Consider the following 20,097-nt stretch of genomic DNA (forward strand, 5'->3'; position numbering starts at 1 on the left):
GTTTGTCAAATTTGCACAAAAAGACAAAAGAAAATTAGTGCACAATTCGGATTGACATAAATCCTGTCTTTTGTTTATACTTAATGCGCAACAGAATAAAGAGCGTGTTACTGGTGATGCAGGCATTAACTGAAAGAGGACATTGGAGACAGTGTTCTTAACGGTTAATGTCTTTTTTGTGTCCGTACAGCCAGGGTGCGCGGTTGGAAGAAAAAGACAGGAGAGAAGGAAAATGAAAGACAGGATATTTGGTGTTCTTCAGAGAGTGGGACGCAGCTTCATGCTTCCCATTGCAGTGCTGCCGGTGGCGGGACTGCTGTTAGGTATCGGCAGTTCCTTTACCAATGCCACCACCATTCAGACGTACGGTCTGGAACGGATTCTGGGCGACAAAACCATGTTAAACGCCCTGTTGGTCATCATGGCCAAGGCGGGAAATGTCGTATTTGACAATCTCCCCATTATATTTGCTGTGGGAGTTGCCATTGGCATGGCCAAGGCTGAGAAAGAGGTGGCGGCCCTTTCAGCCATGATTGCGTTTTTTGTCATGCATGTATCCATCAACGCGGTGCTGACCATCACGGGAAAGATTCTTCCGGACGGCACCGTTGCCCCTGGCGTCCTGGACGGCACCATTGCTTCTGTGTGCGGCATCCAGACCTTGCAGATGGGCGTGTTCGGGGGCATCATCGTGGGCCTGGGAGTGGCGGCGCTCCACAACCGTTACCACAAGATTGCGCTGCCCAATGCCATCTCATTTTTCGGCGGTTCCCGTTTTGTGCCCATCATATCCACGGTGGCCTATGTAGGGGTGGGTATGGTGATGTACTTCATATGGCCGGTTGTACAGAACGCCATATTTGCCCTGGGCGGCCTGGTGACGGGGACAGGATATGCAGGCACATTGATTTTCGGTATTATAAAGAGGGCGTTGATTCCCTTTGGACTTCACCACGTATTCTACATGCCATTCTGGCAGACCGCTGTGGGCGGCACCATGATGGTGGACGGAAATCTGATTCAGGGCGGCCAGAACATTTTCTTCGCACAGCTGGCTTCGCCGGATGTGATCCATTTCAGCGCGGATGCCACCAGGTATTTCTCCGGTGAGTTTATCTTCATGATATTCGGCCTTCCAGGCGCTGCCCTGGCCATGTACCGCTCGGCAAAACCGGAAAAGAGAAAGGCCGCGGGAGGACTTCTACTGTCGGCAGCTCTGGCCAGTATGCTGACCGGTATTACAGAGCCCATTGAGTTTTCTTTCCTGTTTGTGGCGCCTATGCTCTTTGCCGTACAGGTGATTCTGGCAGGCAGCGCCTACATGATTGCCCATATACTGAATATCGCGGTGGGACTTACCTTCTCAGGCGGCTTCCTGGATTTGCTTATATTTGGCATCCTTCAGGGAAATGAAAAAACCAGCTGGATGAGAATTATTCCGGTAGGAATCATATATTTCCTGCTGTACTACTTTATTTTCAGCTTCCTGATTAAGAGGTTTGACTTAAAGACTCCGGGCAGGGAGGATGAGGACGAGGAGACAAAGCTTTACACAAAGGCGGATGTGAACGCCAGGAAATCGGCAGGCGCGGCAGGAGTGGCAGGTCCGGCAGGCGCGGCAGGTCCGGCAGGCGGGGAAAATGGAGGAAACGGGGATAAAGACGCCCTCAGCATGGATATTGCCAGGGGACTGGGAGGAAAGAGAAACATTACCTCCGTGGACTGCTGCGCCACACGTCTCAGATGTTCCGTGGATAGCCCGGCTTTGGTGGATGAGAGGCTGTTAAAGGCCACCGGAGCAGTGGGCGTCATTAAAAAGGGACAGGGAATTCAGGTAATTTATGGACCTAACGTAACTGTGATAAAGTCAAATCTGGAGCAGTATCTTGCGCAGGCACCGGATGAGGCTTTGGAGGAAGATGCTGAATCCTGCCAGGAAAAGCACATCATCTGCTCGCCCTTTAACGGCAAAGCGGCCTCCATCACGGAGGCGCCGGACGAGGCATTTTCCAGCAAGGCCATGGGCGACGGCTACATGGTCATACCGGCAGACGGGCAGGTGCTGGCGCCGGAGGATGGAGAGGTGCTGTTTGTGTTTCCTTCTAAGCATGCCATTGGCCTGAAAACAGGGGACGGTATGGAGTATTTGCTGCATATCGGTGTGGATACGGTGAAGCTGGACGGAAAGGGGTTTGAGACCTTTGTGAAGGATGGGCAGAAGGTAAAGAAAGGCCAGAAACTGATGGAATTCGACCTGGAATATATCAGGGCCAACGCCGCGTCCGAGGCTTGTATGGCTGTATTTACCGGTCTCACGGAAGGCCGTGAGATTCACATGGTTAAGACCGGAGAGGTACGGGCGCTGGATGAAATCGGATGGTACTAAAGGGGTGAATATAGAAATGGTATGCCGGGGCGGAAAAATCTCATTCAAATGTAGATGTTTTTTGGGATATTAGGTATAATGACCGTATAGGAAAGGGCAGCGGCGCGGCGCGCGGCAGAGTCCGGCAGCGCTGTGGACGGGGAGGGGTTTATGTACCGCATCATCAAAGTATTAAACAACAATGGAATACTGGTTTTGGATGGAGATACCGGCAGGGAACTGATTCTGCTGGGAAACGGAATAGGCTTCGGTCGCCGGACCGGGGAGCGGTTGGAGCAGGTGAAAGAGGCAAAGCGGTATGAGTTTGTGACCGGAAAATCCACGGCGCTGCAGCAGGTGAACAGCATAGACCCGGTCTTTATCGAGGCGGCGGGAAATATAATCGAGTCGGCCAGGAAAACGCTGGGGGATATCAGTTCAGACATACTGATACCCATGGCGGACCATATTGCCCTGGCCGCAGGCAGGGCCAGGGAAGGGAGGGAGCTTCCAAATCCTTTTAACCAGGATATAAAGGCTCTGTTTGACCGGGAATACCAGGCTGCCATGGAAGGCAGGGAAATCATTCGTGAAATGACAGGCATTGTCATATCCGAAGATGAGGTGGGATACATTACCCTTCACATCCACGCCGGGTCATCCGAGGAGAATGTGGCCCATTCCATGGATATGGCCAGGCTGGTACAGGACAGTATCCGCAGCATAGAAGAGAAGATGGGCATTAAGCTGGCAGCGGACTCTCTGGGGTATAACCGTCTGGTGAGCCATCTGCGGTATATGATTGCCCGCATCCGAAAGGGAGAGCCGGTGAGTCTGGACATGGAGGCATATGCAAGGGATGCCTTTCCGGGGCCTTACCAGGCGGCAGTGGATGTGTGCGGGGATATGGAAAAGCGGCTGGGGATGTCTGTGGCCTCTCAGGAGGCAGGCTTTCTCGCCATCCATATCCAGAGGGTTATCCAGGGAGAATAGGAAAGACCGGGGCCTACCTCAGAAGAGGCAGGTTCCCGGTCAGTTTATTTACCGGCTTTTACGGATAAAAACAATCCGGCCAGTGTCATGATGATTCCCAATGCAGCCGGTACAGTTACCGGTTCTTTTAATATAAGGGACGAGGTCAGGGTGGTGATGACCGGCACCACGTAGATGTATACGCTGGTTTTAACGGCGCCCAGTATCTTTACGCCTGTATTCCAGGTTACGAAACACAGTGCGGATGCGCCCAGCCCAAGGAATAAAAGATTCAGGATATTTTTCATATCAGTAAACTGAACCGGCGTCACGTGAAAATCCATGAAGGTCAGAGCCGGTACCATAAATAGGAGCCCGTAGAAAAAGGTCCTTCTGGTGCTCTGGAAAGTGCCGTGGCCCAATGCGCTGATTTTTTTGGTGAGGGTGGAATACACGGCCCATATGACTGCGGCAGCCACGGCCAGTAAATCTCCTGTGGGGTTAAGGGATAAGGCGGCCTCATTGCCGAAGCTAATCAGGCTGATGCCTGCCATGGCAAGCAGAAATCCGGCAAAGAACCTGAAACGCGGCCTCTCTCCTCCCAGGAACATCCAACCCAGGATAGCGGTAAAGAAAGGCGCAATGGAGATGATAACTCCCACGTTGGATGCCAGGGTATAAGTGAGAGCGATATTTTCCAGGAGATAGTACATGGCAACGCCGCAGAAACCCGCCGCCGCGTAGAGTGCTTCCTGCCGGGCGGAGGAAAGGCGCAGGGAGCGGGGGCAGACCAGCCACAGCGCCAGATATCCCATGACAAACCGGATAAACAGGATTTCCACAGGACTGAATGTCCGAAGCAGCACTTTGGTGGATATGAAGGTGGTTCCCCATATAAGGATGGTTACAAATGCGGCCAAATGGCCTGCGGCGGTACGGTTAAGCTTCATGATGTCGCTCCTTTTGTTCCTTATCAGGTTCTGATAAGAATATTTTCTGATACTGTCTGGGGGTGAGCCCGATAAACTCCTTAAAAAAGTTGGTGAAATGGCTCTGGTCTGAAAATCCGGCCATGGCCGTTGCTTCCACAGGCGGTATGCCCTGTTCAAGGAATTTTTTGGCCTTGTCCAGGCGGATGGTCTGGAGGTAGCGGTAAGGGGAAACACCCACCTGCTTTGTAAACGAGCGCAGCAGATAGGATTTTCCAAAGGTGGTCATGGACAGCAGTTCATCCAGGCTTATATTTTCTGAAAAATGCTCCTCCATATAGGTGCACAGGTTTTGGATACGGTCATCGGGCTTGGATATATCCTCTTCCCCGGCCGGTGATTTCTCTTACCGCCTGTTCCATGACAGAGGGCTCGATGTTGACGGCACGGTAGTCCAGCGGCTCCACGTCTATGGGGGCGCAGTAATGGTTGTCTCTGGGATTGAAGAGAATCAAATCCCCGGCGCTGACATCATACTCTTTGTTCCGGCACCAGAGGTGCCTTTTGCCGCCCTCCACAAAGCCTATGACGTAATATTCGTGGAAATGATTGGGGAATTTCTGCACGACCCCGCTCAGATTGTAGGCTTCTATCTTAAGGTCCTTATCATAATAGGCCCGGCGCTGTTCCTGCTCCTGTATCATTTTGATGCTCCTTTTAAACTGCTTTTCTGCTATTTTAACACAATGGGAAGGGAAAATCTTGCAAGATATTACACCAGAACGGATTGAATTTTACCGCTTAATTTTGTTTATCGGGAATACAGGCGCAAAAAAAGATGAATAGCTTCACATGGCGTCATGCGTTCTATTCATCTTTTGCCGTCTCTTTTACTATTTTCAATATATCATTGGGCGTACAGTCCAGACAATCGCATATCTTGGCAAGAATGGTAAGGTCAACGCGGGATACCTTGTTCTTGCAGTAATTATTGAACTGAGTCCGCTGCAAACCGCATTTTTCACAGACAAAGTTTTTACTTTTCTCTTTTTCCTTCAGCAGACGCTCCAAATCAATCTCAATATGCATGCCATCCCCCGCCTTTCCATATAAGTATATTCCTGGATGTATTGAAATATAAGCTGTATTAGAGTACAATGTGTATTATAATACAGGTGAGGGGTATGCTAAAAATGAGAAAAAGACTGATGCGGGCATCGCTGGTTCTGATGGCCCTTTGCATATATCTGCAGTGGGGAAGGGGCGTGTCGGTGAGGAATACCATATCTTCCTCCTGGGATGGAAAGAGGACAGAATACATGACTATTGTAGCGAATAAGCTGTACATTGGGGATAAGGAGGCATTTGCCAGGAAAATGATTGAAGCATGTATCAACAATGAATTCCGTGATGTGCGGTTCAGCTATGACATGGGATATCCGGCGGAAATAACCATGGACATATATACCAATGAGACGGCCAGGCGGTTGGGAATCAGGTGCTGTGAGGTGCGGTATGCTCAGCCGGAAAAGGACCGGTACCGGTATAATGTGAAGGATGACCGGGAACGGTTTGTGATGACGGTGAAATGAAATAAAAGGTGAAATAAAAAGTGAAATAAAAAGCCCGGGATTGGCCTGCACTGCGGCATAAATCCGGCTGACGCAATCCGGGCTTTTTCCGGCAGCTCTGCTGTCTCTTCCGGGAAAAGTCCTTTTTTCATTTTCTTCATGACCAGAGATATGAGCTTGATCATTTCTCCCTTTCCAATTCCATCCTCTATAAGCAGCTGTCCGAGCAGGGCCATATTAATCTTCTCCGTTACCTTCCTTAATTCTGTTTTGTCGAGAAATTTGGTGGCCAGGGCATAAAGCATGGCTTCCATGCGGCGCAGATCTTCCTTTGATACAGCTACCTTTCCTCTTTCATGAAAATTTTATCCGCGTTCCGGTCCTTGATACGGATTACCTCGATATACATTGATGCCGGTAATCCGTCCCTTGACACCCAGGTATGGAAGAGGGTCCTGCCCTAAAAATGTGGCAGCTGTCTTCAGGACTTTATCCTCCAGCTGCTTGGGGGTATCCTGTGCTTGGGGGTATCCTGTATTTGTGGGTCAGGGGGTAACGTGTGATGCTGCCTGGTTGACGAGTCTGCTATTGTCTGGTATTTCTAATATAGCATCTGGGACTGGGAGACGCACCCCTAAAACATGTTCACAAAACCTTTTAAAATTATTTTCTCAAAACCACAAAAAACCCGCACCATTAAAGAATTCTGTGCTACAATCAGACTGTAAAAAAGAGGAAGAGGGCATGACGGTGATTGAATTCTTAAAAGAGGAAAAGATAAACAGCAGCTTAATCCAGGGAATCGTGGATTTCAGAGCTTCCCGCCCGGTCAGGGAGGAGGAACGGGGCAGGATACCTGTGCCCCGGTACCTGTATTATGGAAGGGAGGTATGGGAGCAGGCCATTGCAGCCCTTTTGTGCGGTCAGAACCTGCTTCTCGCAGGACCAAAGGCAACGGGAAAGAACATACTGGCCCAGAATTTGGCGGCAGCTTTTGGAAGGCCGGTTTGGGACATCTCCCTTCACGTCAACATGGATGCGTCCGGCCTGATAGGAACAGATACATTTCAAAACGGAGCCGTTGTGTTCCGGCCGGGGCCGGTGTACCGCTGCGGAATCAGCGGGGGCTTTGGGGTCCTGGATGAAATCAACATGGCCAGAAACGAGGCCCTGGCCGTGCTCCATGGAATTTTGGATTTCAGGCGGACCATAGATGTGCCGGGCTACGATGTGGTGCATATGGATGGGGGGACCCGGTTCATTGCCACCATGAACTATGGGTATGCGGGCACCAGAGAGCTGAACGAGGCCCTGACTTCCAGATTTGCCTGCCTGCAGATGCCGGCCATATCCGGGGAAAATCTGGAAAAGCTTATGAGCCGGGAGTATCCTGGTCTTAAGAGAACTTATGCCAGGCAGTTTGTCCAGCTGTTTCTGGATATAGATAGAAAATGCCAAAGCGCCCAGCTTTCCACCCGCCCCCTGGACCTTAGGGGACTGCTGGATGCTGTCCGGCTTATGGAGAAAGGGCTGGATGCAGGAGCTGCCCTGGATATGGGACTTACCAACAAATCCTTTGACCCATATGAACAGACCCTGGTGCGGGATTTAATCAGGGCAAGGATTCCTAAAAAACTGGAAAGGGAGAAGCTGTTTGCAGACTGATATGGAGATGCGGGAATATGACGGAGAGGAGCGCCGGGCCCTCAACATGATATGGACTGCGGCAGAGGACCATTCCTTCCACCCGGAATTCATGGCCTTTGACCGGTACGGAAAGGCAGACCTTTATCTCAACAGTATAATCGGTTATGTCCACAGATGGTATGACGGCGGGAAATTGTCAGAGATGTTCGGGGCTTTTCAGGGCACGGCGCTTCAGGATATCTATGATACCATATTCTGGCTCGGCCTGGAATGCGGCGCTTATGAGAAGGAACGGGAAGGCCGTCCTGCCCTGGAGGAGCTGCGCGGGGAATACTGGGCCCAGGTATTGGAGGAATCCAAATGGTCAGCTCAGGAAAAGCTGGTCCAGTCCCTTCAGACGGGCTGGGGCAGGCTGGTGCTGGGAGAGAAGCCCGGAGTGACGCCGTGGGAGCGGGGAATTTTGTCCGGCCTGTCCTTTGACGGAGCTGCTGACACCGATGAAATCATGGAACGTGTTTCCGGTATATTGTGGGAATATTTCCGGTTTGACTGCCGTTCAGAACAAAAGAGAAAAGAAAACAGAAAACGGATAAAAGGGATGATTAAGCCCTTCCGCTTTGTACGGCCTGCCCGCAGCGTCATTGTCAGGAATACACTGAATGAGCATGGTCAGGAGTCTCCTGAATCCGGTGATGACCAAAGTGAAACATCCGGAAAGGCCCATAAAAAGCTTTCTGATGCCGCCAAAGGCTTTTGCTTCTGGCCGGAGGCATCCTCGAAACGGCGTGAGGAGGCGGTCCGTTCCTATATTGACGCCTGCTATGGTGTTTCCATGTACGGAGAGCGGCAAAATCAGGCTATCCGTCATATGCTATGCACGGGATGCCACAGTACGTGCGGACTCCATTTTACCAGAGGAGAAAAATTCCGGCAGGACCCGGACCGCGGGGAATCGGCCAGACAGCTGTGGGAGGCGGCGCAGCAGAGAAAAAAGAACAGGGAACAGTTTGAAAAGAACAGGTCAGAATATGAGAACAGCATACGGCGCCTGATGGAACAGATTCGCAATACCCTTCTGGTAGATTTGCAGCCTGTGCCGGAGAAAAGCCGGCAGGGAAAATTGATGGGGGAATCGGTCTGGCGGGCAGTGTATCTGGAGGATGACCGTGTGTTTCTGAAGGTTTCAGAGGAAGAACGGCAGAATGTTTCCGTGGATTTGATGCTGGACGCGTCCGCGTCGCGTATGGGACATGAAGCCGTTATAGCAGCACAGGGATATGTCATTGCCGAGAGCCTGACCCGCTGCGGGATACCGGTCCAGGTGTATTCCTTTTCCGCCATCCAGAACTACACAGTGTTTCGTATATTCCGCGGTTATGAGGAAAAGGAGAAGAACAAAGGAATTCTTGACTATGTGGCAGCCGGATGGAACCGGGATGGCCTGGCCCTCAGGGCAGCGGGCCATCTGGCGGGACAATCCCCCTGTGAGAAACGCCTGCTCATTGTGCTGACAGACGCCAGCCCCAATGACGAACAGCGGATGGCGCCTGTTTCCGGGGCGGTGCGGGGAAAGGAATATTCGGGGGATGCAGGCATTGAGGATACGGCCATGGAGGTGCGGCAGCTTAAAAAGCAGGGTATCAAGGTGATGGCTGTATTTTACGGTCTGGACAGCGACCTGGAAGGCGCCCGGAAGATATACGGAAGCAGCTTTGTCAGAATCAGGGAGATGGGTCAGCTTGCGGATACGGTTGGTAATCTGCTGACCAGCCAGCTGCGTTCCGGCCGACAGCAGAAGATTTAAGAAAGGCGGGGATATCCCGGAGCCGGTCAGGCTTTCAGGATATCCGGAATCTCCAGTATCTGCCCTTTGTAGATTACATTTGGATTGGAGATATGGTTCAGCGCAGCCAGCCGGCCTACCGTGGTACCGAATCTTCTGGAGATACCCCAGAGGGTGTCGCCGCCCTGAACCCTGCAGGTGAGAAGGGCTCCTATGCCGCCGGGAGATGGTTCGGGCCGAGGTGTCTGGGAGTGAATGAACATGGAGTCCTTGAAGAAGTCCATGTCCACATCGCCGTTTACTCCCGCTGCCCGTCCCCTGTCCGAGTACTGGAAATCGTCCCGGGAATCCCATGGGCCTGTGCTTTCCGGCTGGTTTACATCGTAGTCTGCCGCCCACAGGGGGCAGGAGGAAAAGCCGCTGTTCCACAGGTATGCGGCGTTATAGGAGTCCGTATATAAGGCAGGACCGTATCCCAAACGGCTGCCCGGGGTTTCCATGAAGGCCAGGCCAATGGCGTTGATTTCCTGGGTGATCCGACCTGGGATTGATTCAAAGTCCATGGCCGATCCACGTATTCCAATCCCACACCGGTCCGTATATAGACCACCTGGATGCCGGCGGCCCGGACTGCCTGGTAATCAATATCGCCCTGCCAGCTGCTGACGTCCATGCCCTGGTACAGGCGGGAAGCCGCAAATGCGGGAGAGCACATGAAGCACACGGCAAAGATATGAAGAAATGAAAACAGCGGTGACAGGCCGGGGGGAATGTGCTAGAATAAAAGCAGCGGTACGTAGAAAGGAAGATTCAATGAAATCACTTGTAATAGCAGAAAAGCCTTCCGTTGCCCGGGATATTGCCCGGGTTCTTAAATGTGGGAAAAATATAAACGGCGCCATTGAGGGGGAACGTTACGTGGTTACCTGGGGGCTGGGCCATCTGGTGACCCTGGCAGACCCGGAGGATTACGACAAAAAGTATAAAGAGTGGAAGATGGAGGACCTTCCCATGATGCCTGAGGTATTTAAGCTTGAGGTTATCAAGCAGACCTCAAAACAGTACCAGGCTGTAAAGAACCAGATTTACCGCGGGGATGTGGGGGATATTATCATTGCCACGGATGCCGGAAGGGAAGGAGAGCTGGTGGCCCGGCTGATTCTGAAAAAGACAGGGTGCAATAAACCCATCCGGCGTCTGTGGATATCATCCGTGACTGATAAGGCTATCAGGGAGGGATTTGCAAACCTGAAGGACGGAAGGGAATACAATAACCTGTACGACGCAGCCATGTGCAGGGCAGAGGCGGACTGGCTGGTGGGCATCAATGCCACCAGGGCCCTGACCTGCAAATACAATGCCCAGCTCTCCTGCGGCCGTGTTCAGACCCCGACCCTTGCCATGATAGCAAAGCGGGAGGCGCAGATACGCGCATTTGTGCCCCAGCCGTATTTTGGGCTCCAGGCCAGAAAGGACGGACTGGTCCTTACCTGGCAGGATGCCGGGACAGGCAGCCGCCGTTCCTTTGAACGCGGCCGGATGGAGGAACTGGCCAAGGACCTTAAGGGGGAACCGGCCGTTGTGGCTGAGGTAAAGCGGACGCCTAAAAAGACGCTGCCTCCTCTTCTCTATGACCTGACGGAGCTGCAGAGGGATGCCAACAGGCGGTTTAACTACTCAGCCAAGGACACGCTGAACATTATGCAGCGCCTCTATGAGAATCATAAAGTCCTGACTTATCCCAGAACCGATTCCAGATATCTGAGCGCAGATATTGTCCCGACCCTTAAGGAGCGCCTGAAGGCGTGCTCCATCGGTCCCTATAAGACGCTGGCCGGCCGTCTGGTGAACCAGCCCCTGCCGTCAAAACCGTTTTTTGTGGATAACAGCAAGGTATCAGACCATCATGCCATCATACCGACGGAACAGTTTGTACAGATGGACCATATGACCATTGATGAACGCAGGATTTATGATTTGGTGGTGCGCAGATTCCTGGCTGTGCTGTATCCGCCTTTTGAATATGACGAGACCAGCCTGGAAGCGGATATCGGGGGACAGCGCTTTAGTGCTAAAGGAAGGATTGTAAAGAGCCAGGGCTGGAAGGCTGCTTACGACACGGATGTGGATGACGGGGAAGAAGGGGAAGAAGGGGACGAGCCGGAGGTAAAGGACCAGCAGCTGCCGGACCTTAAGAAGGGGGATGTGTTAAAAGGCCTGTCCATTAAGATGACAGAGGACAAGACAAAACCGCCTGCCCCGTTTAATGAGGCAACTCTGCTCTCCGCCATGGAAAATCCCGTGGCGTACATGGAGACAAAGGATAAGGCCATGGCAAAGACTCTGGGAGAGACAGGCGGTCTGGGAACCGTTGCCACCAGGGCAGATATAATAGAAAAACTGTTTTCCGGCTTTCTTCTTGAAAAGCGGGGCAAGGATATCTATCTCACATCCAAGGCCAGGCAGCTTCTGGAGCTGGTGCCTGAGGACCTGAAAAAGTCGGAGCTGACAGCGGACTGGGAGATGAAGCTGTCGGGCATTGCAAAGGGAAGCCTGAAAAGGGGCGCGTTTATGAAGGACATCAGGGGATATTCCCAGGAACTGATCCGCCAGATTAAGACAGGAGAAGGTTCTTTCCGCCACGACAACCTGACCAACACAAAGTGCCCTGTGTGCGGAAAACGGATGCTGGCCGTAAAGGGAAAGAACACGGAGATGCTGGTGTGCCAGGACCGGGAGTGCGGCCACCGGGAGGTCATTTCACGCACCTCCAATGCCAGATGCCCTGTCTGCCATAAGAAGATGGAGCTTAAGGGCAAGGGGGACGCCCAGATATTTGTATGCAGGTGCGGTCATAAGGAGAAGCTGAAGGCCTTTCAGGAGCGCAGGAAAAAGGAAGGCGCCGGTGTGTCAAAAAAGGATGTGGCCCGGTATCTGAACCAGCAGAAAAAGGAAGCCGGGGAGCCGGTTAACAATGCATTTGCCAAGGCGCTGGCGGGGATCAATCTGAAGGATAAGGGCTGATGGAAAAATGCCGGAAAAATGATAGTAAAACCATATAAAAAAATTCTTGACAAGAAAGTTAGCTAATGCTAATCTATATATGCAGTCAGAATGTTCTGCTTTCTGTGGGCAACAGGGAATAGGAGTATCTGACTGCATATTTTAGACAGCTGAGTTAGCTTTGACTTACTTGATGGAGGGGATAAAATACCTTCGACAATGACAGGAACCCATCATATTGGTTAATAAAGGAGCTGAAGTGATATGCCATGGAAACAAAGTGAGGAGTCCCGCACATGGCAGAAGGAGCGGGTTATCCAGGAACTGAGGAGCCAGGGGAAACGCATGACCAAACAGCGTATGGTCCTTCTGGATGTCATACTGAGCGGAAAGTGGAACTGCTGCAAAGAAATATACTACGAGGCGGCAAAACGTGATGCGGCTATCGGTATGGCAACTGTGTACCGCATTGTATCTACCCTGGAAGAGATTGGCGTATTCAGCAGATGCTACCGGTACAGTCTGCCGGACCGTCCCTGCCTGGAGGACCGGGCAAGGGATTGGCCGGATTAGATACGGAACATAGGCAGCATATGAAGAAGCGGATGAAATAGAAGGTATCAGGAATACATATGGCAGAGGAGACACGCGCGGTCGGGCGCATGGTTCCTCTGTCCTTTTTATATTCAGCCTTATTTAACCCCTGCAATAAGCCTGTAAGGAGAGGGACAGGGGGAAGCTGTATGAAAGAGTCTGTTTCCTGAACCAGATTGGCCTCACCTCTCTGGTACTTATTCCCTTAAATAAGGCGCCGGGCATACAGCTGCCTCCATGGGCCATAGGAGGATGGATGTGATAGCGGGTCTGGCCATAGCCGCCATTGTGCTCAAAAACAGAGAATAGGGTGAATAAGGTTGGCCCTGCCCATAAAAGCATGGTTGCGTGAAACCGGGAAAGGGTGGTATACTGTTTGTTAGAAATATTTATGGAAACTGCTGGAAAAGGAGTACTGGGGGATATGGAACGAGAGGTCAGCCTGGAGGAGATATCCGACGGAAAGTTATATGGTACCAATGATATGGTGAGGGCTGACAGCGGCGGCTGTGAAGGCTGCTTTGCCTGCTGCCGCGGTATGGGGTCATCCATCATACTGGATCCGCTTGATATGTTCCGCCTTACGGTAAATCTGGGGATGACGCAGGAGCAGCTTCTGGCAGGTCCTCTGGAGTTAAATGTGGTGGATGGCATTATCCTGCCCAACATCCGGATGACGGGCCGGGATGAGGCATGTTCCTTCCTGAACAGTGAGGGCAGGTGCGGTATCCATCCCTACAGGCCCGGTTTCTGCCGCCTCTTTCCACTGGGAAGACTGTATGAGAACAGGTCCTTCCGCTATTTCCTGCAGGTTCATGAGTGTCCCAGGGAGAACAGAAGCAAGGTGAAGGTCCGCAGGTGGATTGACACCCCGGATGTGAAGGAATATGAGAAGTTTGTAAATGACTGGCATTATTTTCTCAAGGACCTGGGTACGGGCCTGGAGAAAAATGGAAACCCGGATATCAGAAAAACGGTGGATATGTATGTGCTGAATCAGTTTTATATAACTCCTTATAACAGCGGGGAAGGGTTCTATCCTCAGTTTTACAGGCGGATGACAGAGGCATCTGCGTTTGCGGGACGTTTTGGAATCAAAACCACCTTTTAAAAGCGGTTTCCGGATATTAAAAAATGAACAGGAGGAACATTATATGGAATTAGATGCGGTATTGAGAGAAAGAAGGAGCATGAGAAAGTACCAGCCGGACAGGAAGGTGAGCCGTGAACAGGTGGAGGAGATCCTTAAGGCGGCCACTCTTGCGCCGTCCTGGAAGAATTCGCAGACAGCCAGATACTATGTGGTTATGTCAGACGATATGCTGAAAGATGTAAAGGAAACCTGCCTTCCCTCCTTTAACCAGACAAACTGTAAGGATGCGCCTGTGTTGATTGTGGCCACCTTTGTTAAGAACCGCTCAGGATATGACAATGACGGAACCCCTTCCAATGAGTTGGGAAACGGCTGGGGCTGCTACGATTTGGGGATGCATAACCAGAACCTGCTGCTGAAGGCAAAGGATTTGGGTCTGGACACCCTGGTAATGGGAATAAGGGATGCCGGCAAGCTGAGGGAACTGCTCTCCATCGGGGAGGACCAGGATGTGGCGGCGGTCATTGCCCTGGGATACGGAGCGGCTGACCCTCAGATGCCAAAGCGCAGCACCGTTCAGGAGATAGCCAGGTTCTATTAATCAGTGCGGAGGTAAGGCCTGGACAGGATTAGGAGAGTATACAGATTGTGATTTGCGCTGATTCATCAGAGGAGATGTGTTCAGGGAGACAACAAAGCCGGAAAGCGAGATTCGTTTTCCGGCCTTTTGTTTGCCCAGCATGGGCGTTTTCTAATGGGTGAAAGTCCCAAGTGCGCGTAGGCAACAACGAAGCACATAGCCGAACAGCAAGGGTGTCCGCCGTGAGACGGAATCTGAAAGAAGCTGTAAGCAAACCTCTGACCTGACGGACAGGAACCGCATATAAGGCTCGGAAATACGGATAAGGTGGCAAAAGGCACTGAAGTCCAAAAGGTTGCCGGAAGTACGAGTAAATGCGGCAGGTACATGGAGGAAAAGAACACGCACCTTAACTGGGGAGGTCTCACAGGCGGTCTCATTAGCCGTAGTAACAACGAATTGTGAGAAGTCAGCAGAAGCCATAGTAGTGAGGAAGTTCCTGTAATGGGGACGGAGCGAAGGGCTGAACAATCAATCAGTTGAAGTACGTTCCACTTCGTAGCCGGAGCATACGCCTGTCGATGACTTCAAAGGCGGCAAAGGCAAAAGGGGCAGAAAGGAAACAACGCATGGACACAAGCAGTCTCATGGAGCAGATATTAAGCAGGGATAATCTAAATGCGGCGTATCTGCAAGTCGTAAGGAATAAAGGAGCGGCAGGCGTGGACGGGATGACCGTTGAAGAACTTGGCGCATATCTTTCGGAAAACGGCGAAAACATTAAGGAACAGTTGCGGACGAGGAAGTATAAGCCGAAGCCAGTCCGCAGGGTGGAGATACCCAAACCCGATGGTGGTACAAGAAATCTTGGAGTGCCAACAGCAGTAGACCGCTTTGTACAGCAGGCGGTGGCACAGGTGCTTACCCCGATATTTGAGGAGCAGTTTCACGACCACAGCTATGGATTCAGACCCAAGCGGTGTGCACAGCAGGCAGTCCTTAAAGCATTGGAAATGATGAATGACGGACACAACTGGATAGTGGATATCGACCTAGCGAAATTCTTTGACACAGTAGACCATGACAAGCTGATGACGATTTTCGGACGGACAATAAAGGACGGAGATGTCATATCGGTGGTAAGAAAGATTCTGGTCAGCGGCGTAATGATTGATGATGAGTATGAAGATACGGTAGTCGGCACACCGCAGGGTGGAAATATCTCGCCGCTGTTAGCAAATATCATGTTAAATGAGCTGGACAAAGAACTGGAAGCAAGGAGGCTGGATTTCGTCCGGTATGCAGATGACCTTATTATAATGGTCGGGAGCAGACAGGCGGCAGAGCGGGTAATGAAGAGCGTGGCTCGGTTTATAGAGGAAAAGCTTGGACTGAAAGTGAACGCGGAAAAGAGCAGGGTTGATAAACCAAAGGGCATTAAGTATCTGGGGTTTGGATTTTACTATGACTCATTTGCCAAAGGGTACAAAGCCAGACCACACCCGAAAGCGGCAGCAAAGTTCAAGGCGCAGATGAAGAAATATACAAGCAGGAGCTGGGGAGTGGGCAATGGTTATAAAATTGGGAAACTCAACCGGCTTATCCGAGGGTGGATAAATTATTTCAAAATCGGAAGCATGAAAAGGCTGTGCGCAAAAATGGACGGACAGATTCGGTATCGACTGCGCATGTGCATATGGAAACACTGGAAAACGCCAAAGAACAGGGAAAAGAATCTTATCAAACTTGGTCTGCCGCCAAATGCGGCACATGGCATTTCATATGCCAAAGGATATGCCAGAGTGTGCAGAAGCTGGAATCTCCACATTTGTATCAGTAAAGAGAGACTAGCTAAGTTTGGTCTTGTATCCATGGAAGACTACTACGCCGAAAAGGCTGTTACATGTTAAGTTGATTGAACCGCCGTATACCGAACGGTACGTACGGTGGTGTGAGAGGTCGGAAGGCGAAATAATCGCCTTCCTCCTACTCGATTTCACTCCTACGGTTCAAAATACCCCTTCACCACCTCAGCGATTCCCTCAGCCAATGCCCCATGGTTCTTTGCGTCCATATGAAGCTGGTCCAGGCCGCTGGGGCCTGCCAGGGATGCGGCATCCAGGAAAAGACATCCCTCAGTCTTTGCCAGTTCCTGATAGAGTGGCGCAAGGGCCATTGACTTGCCGGGAGCGGTTTCGTCAAAACTGACATATGGACAGTGCTCCATGTCGTTTCCTATATGGATAGGGGATATCACCAGAATCTTTGGCTTCTTATAGCCTTCCCCGTAATCAAATCCCTGTACCGTGTGGCACAAATTTTCCATTCCCTTTGTTATAACCCTGGGCGAGGCATGAAAATGGGCCTTGCAGTCATTTGTGCCCAGAAACAGAATGACCAGGTCCAGCGGTTTATGGCTCTGGAGCGCCATGGGAAGTGCCTGGATGCCGCACCGGCCAGGCTCCAGCGGGTCATCCCAGACCGTGGTGCGTCCGCCCATACCTTCCTCGATCACATAATATTCAGGTCCCAGAAGAACCTGAAGACGTCCGGGCCAGCGGGTATTCCAGGAATGGCGTCCTCCTTTGGGATTGGTCCCGAATGTGTTGGAGTCACCGAAGCAGAGTATATTTATCATAGACAGAACCTCCTTATTGCATGGTTGAACTGTTCCAATCAGTAACCACACTTTTCTCCTATGATATCACAAGTAATGGAAAAATGGATTACTTTATGATAAAATAAACGAAACTGTAACAGGAGGAAATATATATATGGATAAGATTTCCAGGGGATTTGTGGGCAGGACGGTACGGGCTGTTGTGTTCATTATTCTTATCATTGTATTCTGCACTGCCATATCCAGCGCAGGCATATATCTGGCATCCAGATTTGGGCTGACCCAGTCCAGGGAGCAGGTGCCGCTGACAGCTCTTTACCTGGGAAATGAAGGGAAAGTGGAGCTTCCGGGACGTGGAAAAATGGTGGAGGGAAACGGATGGAGACTGAGAAATTCCAGGGACAGCTATACGCTGACATTGGATAGTGCGGTTATAGAAAACGCAGCTGAAAAAAACGCAGTTGAAAAAGATACATCTGAAGAAAACACAGTCATGGAAAATACGGAGTCCTCCCGGCCCGGGATTGATATATCAGGGGACTTAACCATTGAGTTAAATGAAGGCAGCGGCAGCTGGATCCGGTCGGAAGGCGCAGGCATACGCATACATTCAGGCACCCTGGTCATCCGGGGAAAGGGAAGCCTGGACATTGAAGCCGGGACAGCAGGCATCTTGGGGAATAGAACGGGAAACAGTCAGGCTGCCCTGCGCCTGGAGGGCGGACAGCTGGATATAAAGGGAACGTATGCGGGAATATCATGTCCGGAGGTGGATATTGCCGGAGGAACCGGTGTGGTTTTGGCCTCAGGCCAATCCGGAATCGGACTTTATTCATGCAGGCTCAGAGTGGAAGAATCAGAGGGAGAGATAACAGCAGAGGGCAGCGGCGCGGCGGTACTGGCAGGCGGCAGCGGGGAGATGAAGCCATCCATAAAGGTGGATGAAAAAGCGGCGGCAGGGCCTGGCAATGTCCGAATCGTGGAGCTTGACGCTGCCCGGTTGGAAAACGCGGCAGGCCATGAGGAAGAAATCGGGGGATGGATGGAAGGCGCGTATTCTTCTCTTCTTACATATTCGTCAGAGGATATGGTTACTTATAATGAAGATACATTCTGTTTTGACGGTTCAGCCAAAACGATCCGGTTTGCCGCCAAATAAGAAAATAGAACAGATGGAGGAATGAAGATGAGTCTTACCGTATTATGCTACAAAAAATGCTCTACCTGCCAGAAGGCTTTAAAGTGGCTGGATGCCAATGGGATTTCCTATGTGGAGAGACCCATCAGGGAGGAGAATCCCACCCTGGAGGAATTAAGGGAATGGTATGGGAACAGCGGGCTTTCTCTGAAGCGTTTCTTTAATACCAGCGGAAATATCTACAAGGAAATGTCTCTGAAGGATAAACTGCCGTCCATGAGTGAGGACGAGCAGCTGGCGCTTCTGGCCACGGACGGGATGCTGGTGAAAAGACCGCTGGTGGTGGGGGACGGCTTTGTGCTCACCGGATTTAAGGAGGCGGAGTGGAAGGAAAAGCTGCTGTAGATTTTAACGCAGTCACATAATCAACCAAACATGAAATGCCGGAAGACGCACCTTACTAAAAGTGCGTTCTTTCGGCATTTTTTCATGATATTTATAGTTCCGTGATATTTATCTTTCCATGATATGTAAGGAACACGCAGTAAGCAACAGCCATTTTATGCCTGGTCTGCCGCCGCCAAATCATCCAGGGTTCCAAAATGATACCCCATTTCCTCCCACTTGGTCAGGAGTTCATCCAGAATCTGCCCGTTTGTTTTGGATGTGCTGTGAAGCAGGACAATGGCGCCGGGATGAATGCGGGTCAGTAGCTTTTTGAAGGCCTCATCTTTGGTGGGCTGCTTATCTTCGTACCAGTCCACATAGGCCAGGCTCCAGAAAAAGGTCTTATAGCCCATGTCATTGGCCATTTTCAGGTTGCTTTCACTGTATTTGCCCTGGGGGGGACGGTAATATTTTTTCATTGGCTGTCCCGTGGTCTGCTGGTACAGGGTTTCCAGGTCATTCAGTTCCTTTTCAAAGGCCTCCTTCGTGGAGATTTTTGACATATCCGGATGGTGGAAGGTATGGTTTCCCACATTGTGGCCCTCGGCAACCATTCGTTTTACCAGGTCCGGACTGGTCTGTAAATAATTTCCAACCAGGAAAAAAGTGGCGTGTACATTGTGCTTTTTCAGGGCGTCCAGGATGGCGGCTGTGTTTCCGTTTTCATAACCGGCGTCAAAGGTCAGGTAGATGACCTTATCCTGGGTATTCTGGGCATAGTAGGCATTGAACTGTTTCAGATAGTCCGCAGTGGCATTTCCAACGGGCATCTGGCCCTCGCCCGGGAAACTAAGTCCCCAGTTGCCGTCGGCTGAGGTGGTCACTGCTTCGGGAGGACGGTTGTATTCTACTACCTGGGCGGCCAGCCGTCCGGCACAAAAGGCCAGGGCGAACAGAAGGGTGGTCTGTAACAGCTTCTTCATGGGAAGTCTTCTGAGTCTGTTTTTCATAAAGGATAGGTCCTGTTTCAGAAGTAATTACTTTAAATATATAGAAACAGAGGCCGTATTATTCCCGGAACCCGCAAAAGAAGGGGTTTTGCTTACCGTGGGGGAGGTATTGCCGGAGACTGCGGCGGATTCCGGGGGTTGATAAAAACGGGGACGATCCACGGATAATCAGGTACCATAATCCGGCATATAAATCACCATTGTTTTATTATTTCGGATTTGTTATAATGAATTACATCTATAATGTTTAATCGGTTTAATCTGCTTTAGACAGCAGGTCCGCTGCGGGGCATATTCGCCATTTTTCCATGGTTCTGAAGCACAGCTTAAGATAAGTCCGGTGCTAAAGCCGGGAACAGGGACTACCGGGTTCTTTTATGCCGGAGCAATACAGAGGAGTTTGAT

Annotated in this window: 17 protein-coding genes and 2 pseudogenes; 12 read left to right on the forward strand and 7 right to left on the reverse strand. The window is 51.1% G+C overall.

Features of this window, described 5'->3' with window-relative positions; translation table 11 throughout:
* The first annotated feature begins 232 nt into the window (after window positions 1–232).
* Window positions 233–2,386: a PTS sugar transporter subunit IIABC gene (locus LA360_RS23400; RefSeq protein ID WP_022201053.1), complete on the forward strand. Its 2,154-nt coding sequence runs from the start codon at window positions 233–235 to the stop codon at window positions 2,384–2,386.
* 150 nt (window positions 2,387–2,536) lie between these two features.
* Complete coding sequence (locus LA360_RS23405) at window positions 2,537–3,358, forward strand: PRD domain-containing protein (protein WP_112482865.1); 822 nt, start codon at window positions 2,537–2,539, stop codon at window positions 3,356–3,358.
* A 44-nt stretch (window positions 3,359–3,402) separates the two neighbouring features.
* Here LA360_RS23405 and LA360_RS23410 read toward each other — a convergent pair whose 3' ends face one another.
* From LA360_RS23410 to LA360_RS23420, 3 genes and pseudogenes are all read right to left on the reverse strand, one after another.
* On the reverse strand, window positions 3,403–4,287 hold the full coding sequence (locus tag LA360_RS23410) for a DMT family transporter (protein WP_112482863.1): 885 nt from the start codon (window positions 4,285–4,287) through the stop codon (window positions 3,403–3,405).
* Window positions 4,277–4,970, reverse strand: a pseudogene (locus tag LA360_RS31595) (AraC family ligand binding domain-containing protein). Before LA360_RS31595 ends, LA360_RS23410 begins: the two are co-directional and overlap by 11 nt.
* 163 nt (window positions 4,971–5,133) lie before the next feature.
* The gene (locus LA360_RS23420) at window positions 5,134–5,355 is read right to left on the reverse strand and encodes a helix-turn-helix domain-containing protein (protein WP_002586179.1); all 222 of its coding nucleotides are present in this window, start codon (window positions 5,353–5,355) and stop codon (window positions 5,134–5,136) included.
* A gap of 104 nt (window positions 5,356–5,459) precedes the next feature.
* On the opposite strand from LA360_RS23420, the gene LA360_RS23425 reads away from it, so the two are divergent.
* The 3 genes from LA360_RS23425 (at window position 5,460) to LA360_RS23435 (ending at window position 9,288) form a co-directional block, all read left to right on the forward strand.
* Entirely contained in the window at window positions 5,460–5,858 is a 399-nt protein-coding gene (locus tag LA360_RS23425; RefSeq protein WP_022201058.1) for a hypothetical protein, read from the forward strand.
* A gap of 723 nt (window positions 5,859–6,581) precedes the next feature.
* Window positions 6,582–7,502, forward strand: a complete 921-nt coding sequence (locus tag LA360_RS23430; RefSeq protein ID WP_057571484.1) for an AAA family ATPase — start codon at window positions 6,582–6,584, stop codon at window positions 7,500–7,502.
* Window positions 7,492–9,288, forward strand: coding sequence for a cobaltochelatase CobT-related protein (locus tag LA360_RS23435; protein ID WP_022201061.1), 1,797 nt, complete (start codon window positions 7,492–7,494; stop codon window positions 9,286–9,288). The genes LA360_RS23430 and LA360_RS23435 overlap by 11 nt, the downstream gene beginning before the upstream one ends.
* Window positions 9,289–9,314: 26 nt before the next feature.
* On the opposite strand, the gene LA360_RS23440 is transcribed toward LA360_RS23435, so the two are convergent.
* Both LA360_RS23440 and LA360_RS32010 read right to left on the reverse strand, forming a co-directional pair.
* The gene (locus LA360_RS23440) at window positions 9,315–9,830 is read right to left on the reverse strand and encodes a LysM peptidoglycan-binding domain-containing protein (RefSeq protein WP_022201062.1); all 516 of its coding nucleotides are present in this window, start codon (window positions 9,828–9,830) and stop codon (window positions 9,315–9,317) included.
* A gap of 47 nt (window positions 9,831–9,877) precedes the next feature.
* A pseudogene (locus tag LA360_RS32010) lies at window positions 9,878–9,982 on the reverse strand (hypothetical protein); the annotation flags it as partial.
* Between the two features lie 98 nt (window positions 9,983–10,080).
* On the opposite strand from LA360_RS32010, the gene LA360_RS23450 reads away from it, so the two are divergent.
* From LA360_RS23450 to ltrA, 5 genes are all read left to right on the forward strand, one after another.
* Entirely contained in the window at window positions 10,081–12,291 is a 2,211-nt protein-coding gene (locus LA360_RS23450; protein WP_112482861.1) for a DNA topoisomerase III, read from the forward strand.
* Between the two features lie 243 nt (window positions 12,292–12,534).
* Window positions 12,535–12,843, forward strand: coding sequence for a transcriptional repressor (locus LA360_RS23455; RefSeq protein ID WP_022201064.1), 309 nt, complete (start codon window positions 12,535–12,537; stop codon window positions 12,841–12,843).
* Window positions 12,844–13,288: 445 nt separating this feature from the next.
* On the forward strand, window positions 13,289–13,975 hold the full coding sequence (locus LA360_RS23460; protein WP_112482904.1) for a YkgJ family cysteine cluster protein: 687 nt from the start codon (window positions 13,289–13,291) through the stop codon (window positions 13,973–13,975).
* 43 nt (window positions 13,976–14,018) lie between these two features.
* A complete protein-coding gene (locus LA360_RS23465) occupies window positions 14,019–14,558 on the forward strand; it encodes a nitroreductase family protein (RefSeq protein ID WP_112482859.1) in 540 nt (179 codons plus the stop codon).
* Between the two features lie 608 nt (window positions 14,559–15,166).
* Entirely contained in the window at window positions 15,167–16,447 is a 1,281-nt protein-coding gene (gene ltrA, locus LA360_RS23470) for a group II intron reverse transcriptase/maturase (RefSeq protein ID WP_002578445.1), read from the forward strand.
* A 92-nt stretch (window positions 16,448–16,539) separates the two neighbouring features.
* On the opposite strand, the gene LA360_RS23475 is transcribed toward ltrA, so the two are convergent.
* Entirely contained in the window at window positions 16,540–17,175 is a 636-nt protein-coding gene (locus LA360_RS23475; RefSeq protein ID WP_022201066.1) for an SGNH/GDSL hydrolase family protein, read from the reverse strand.
* 136 nt (window positions 17,176–17,311) lie between these two features.
* Here LA360_RS23475 and LA360_RS23480 point away from each other — a divergent pair, with 136 nt between their 5' ends.
* Together LA360_RS23480 and LA360_RS23485 are read left to right on the forward strand one after the other, a co-directional pair.
* Window positions 17,312–18,316 (forward strand): hypothetical protein, encoded by a 1,005-nt coding sequence (locus tag LA360_RS23480; RefSeq protein WP_112482857.1) that lies wholly within the window; start codon window positions 17,312–17,314, stop codon window positions 18,314–18,316.
* Window positions 18,317–18,343: 27 nt separating this feature from the next.
* Window positions 18,344–18,700 (forward strand): arsenate reductase family protein, encoded by a 357-nt coding sequence (locus LA360_RS23485; protein ID WP_057571481.1) that lies wholly within the window; start codon window positions 18,344–18,346, stop codon window positions 18,698–18,700.
* Window positions 18,701–18,855: 155 nt separating this feature from the next.
* Here the strand turns inward: LA360_RS23485 and LA360_RS23490 are convergent, their stop codons facing one another.
* Entirely contained in the window at window positions 18,856–19,692 is an 837-nt protein-coding gene (locus LA360_RS23490; protein ID WP_002586190.1) for a polysaccharide deacetylase family protein, read from the reverse strand.
* Window positions 19,693–20,097 lie beyond the last annotated feature (405 nt).

The sequence above is a fragment of the Enterocloster clostridioformis genome (assembly GCF_020297485.1).
Lineage (GTDB): Bacteria > Bacillota > Clostridia > Lachnospirales > Lachnospiraceae > Enterocloster > Enterocloster clostridioformis.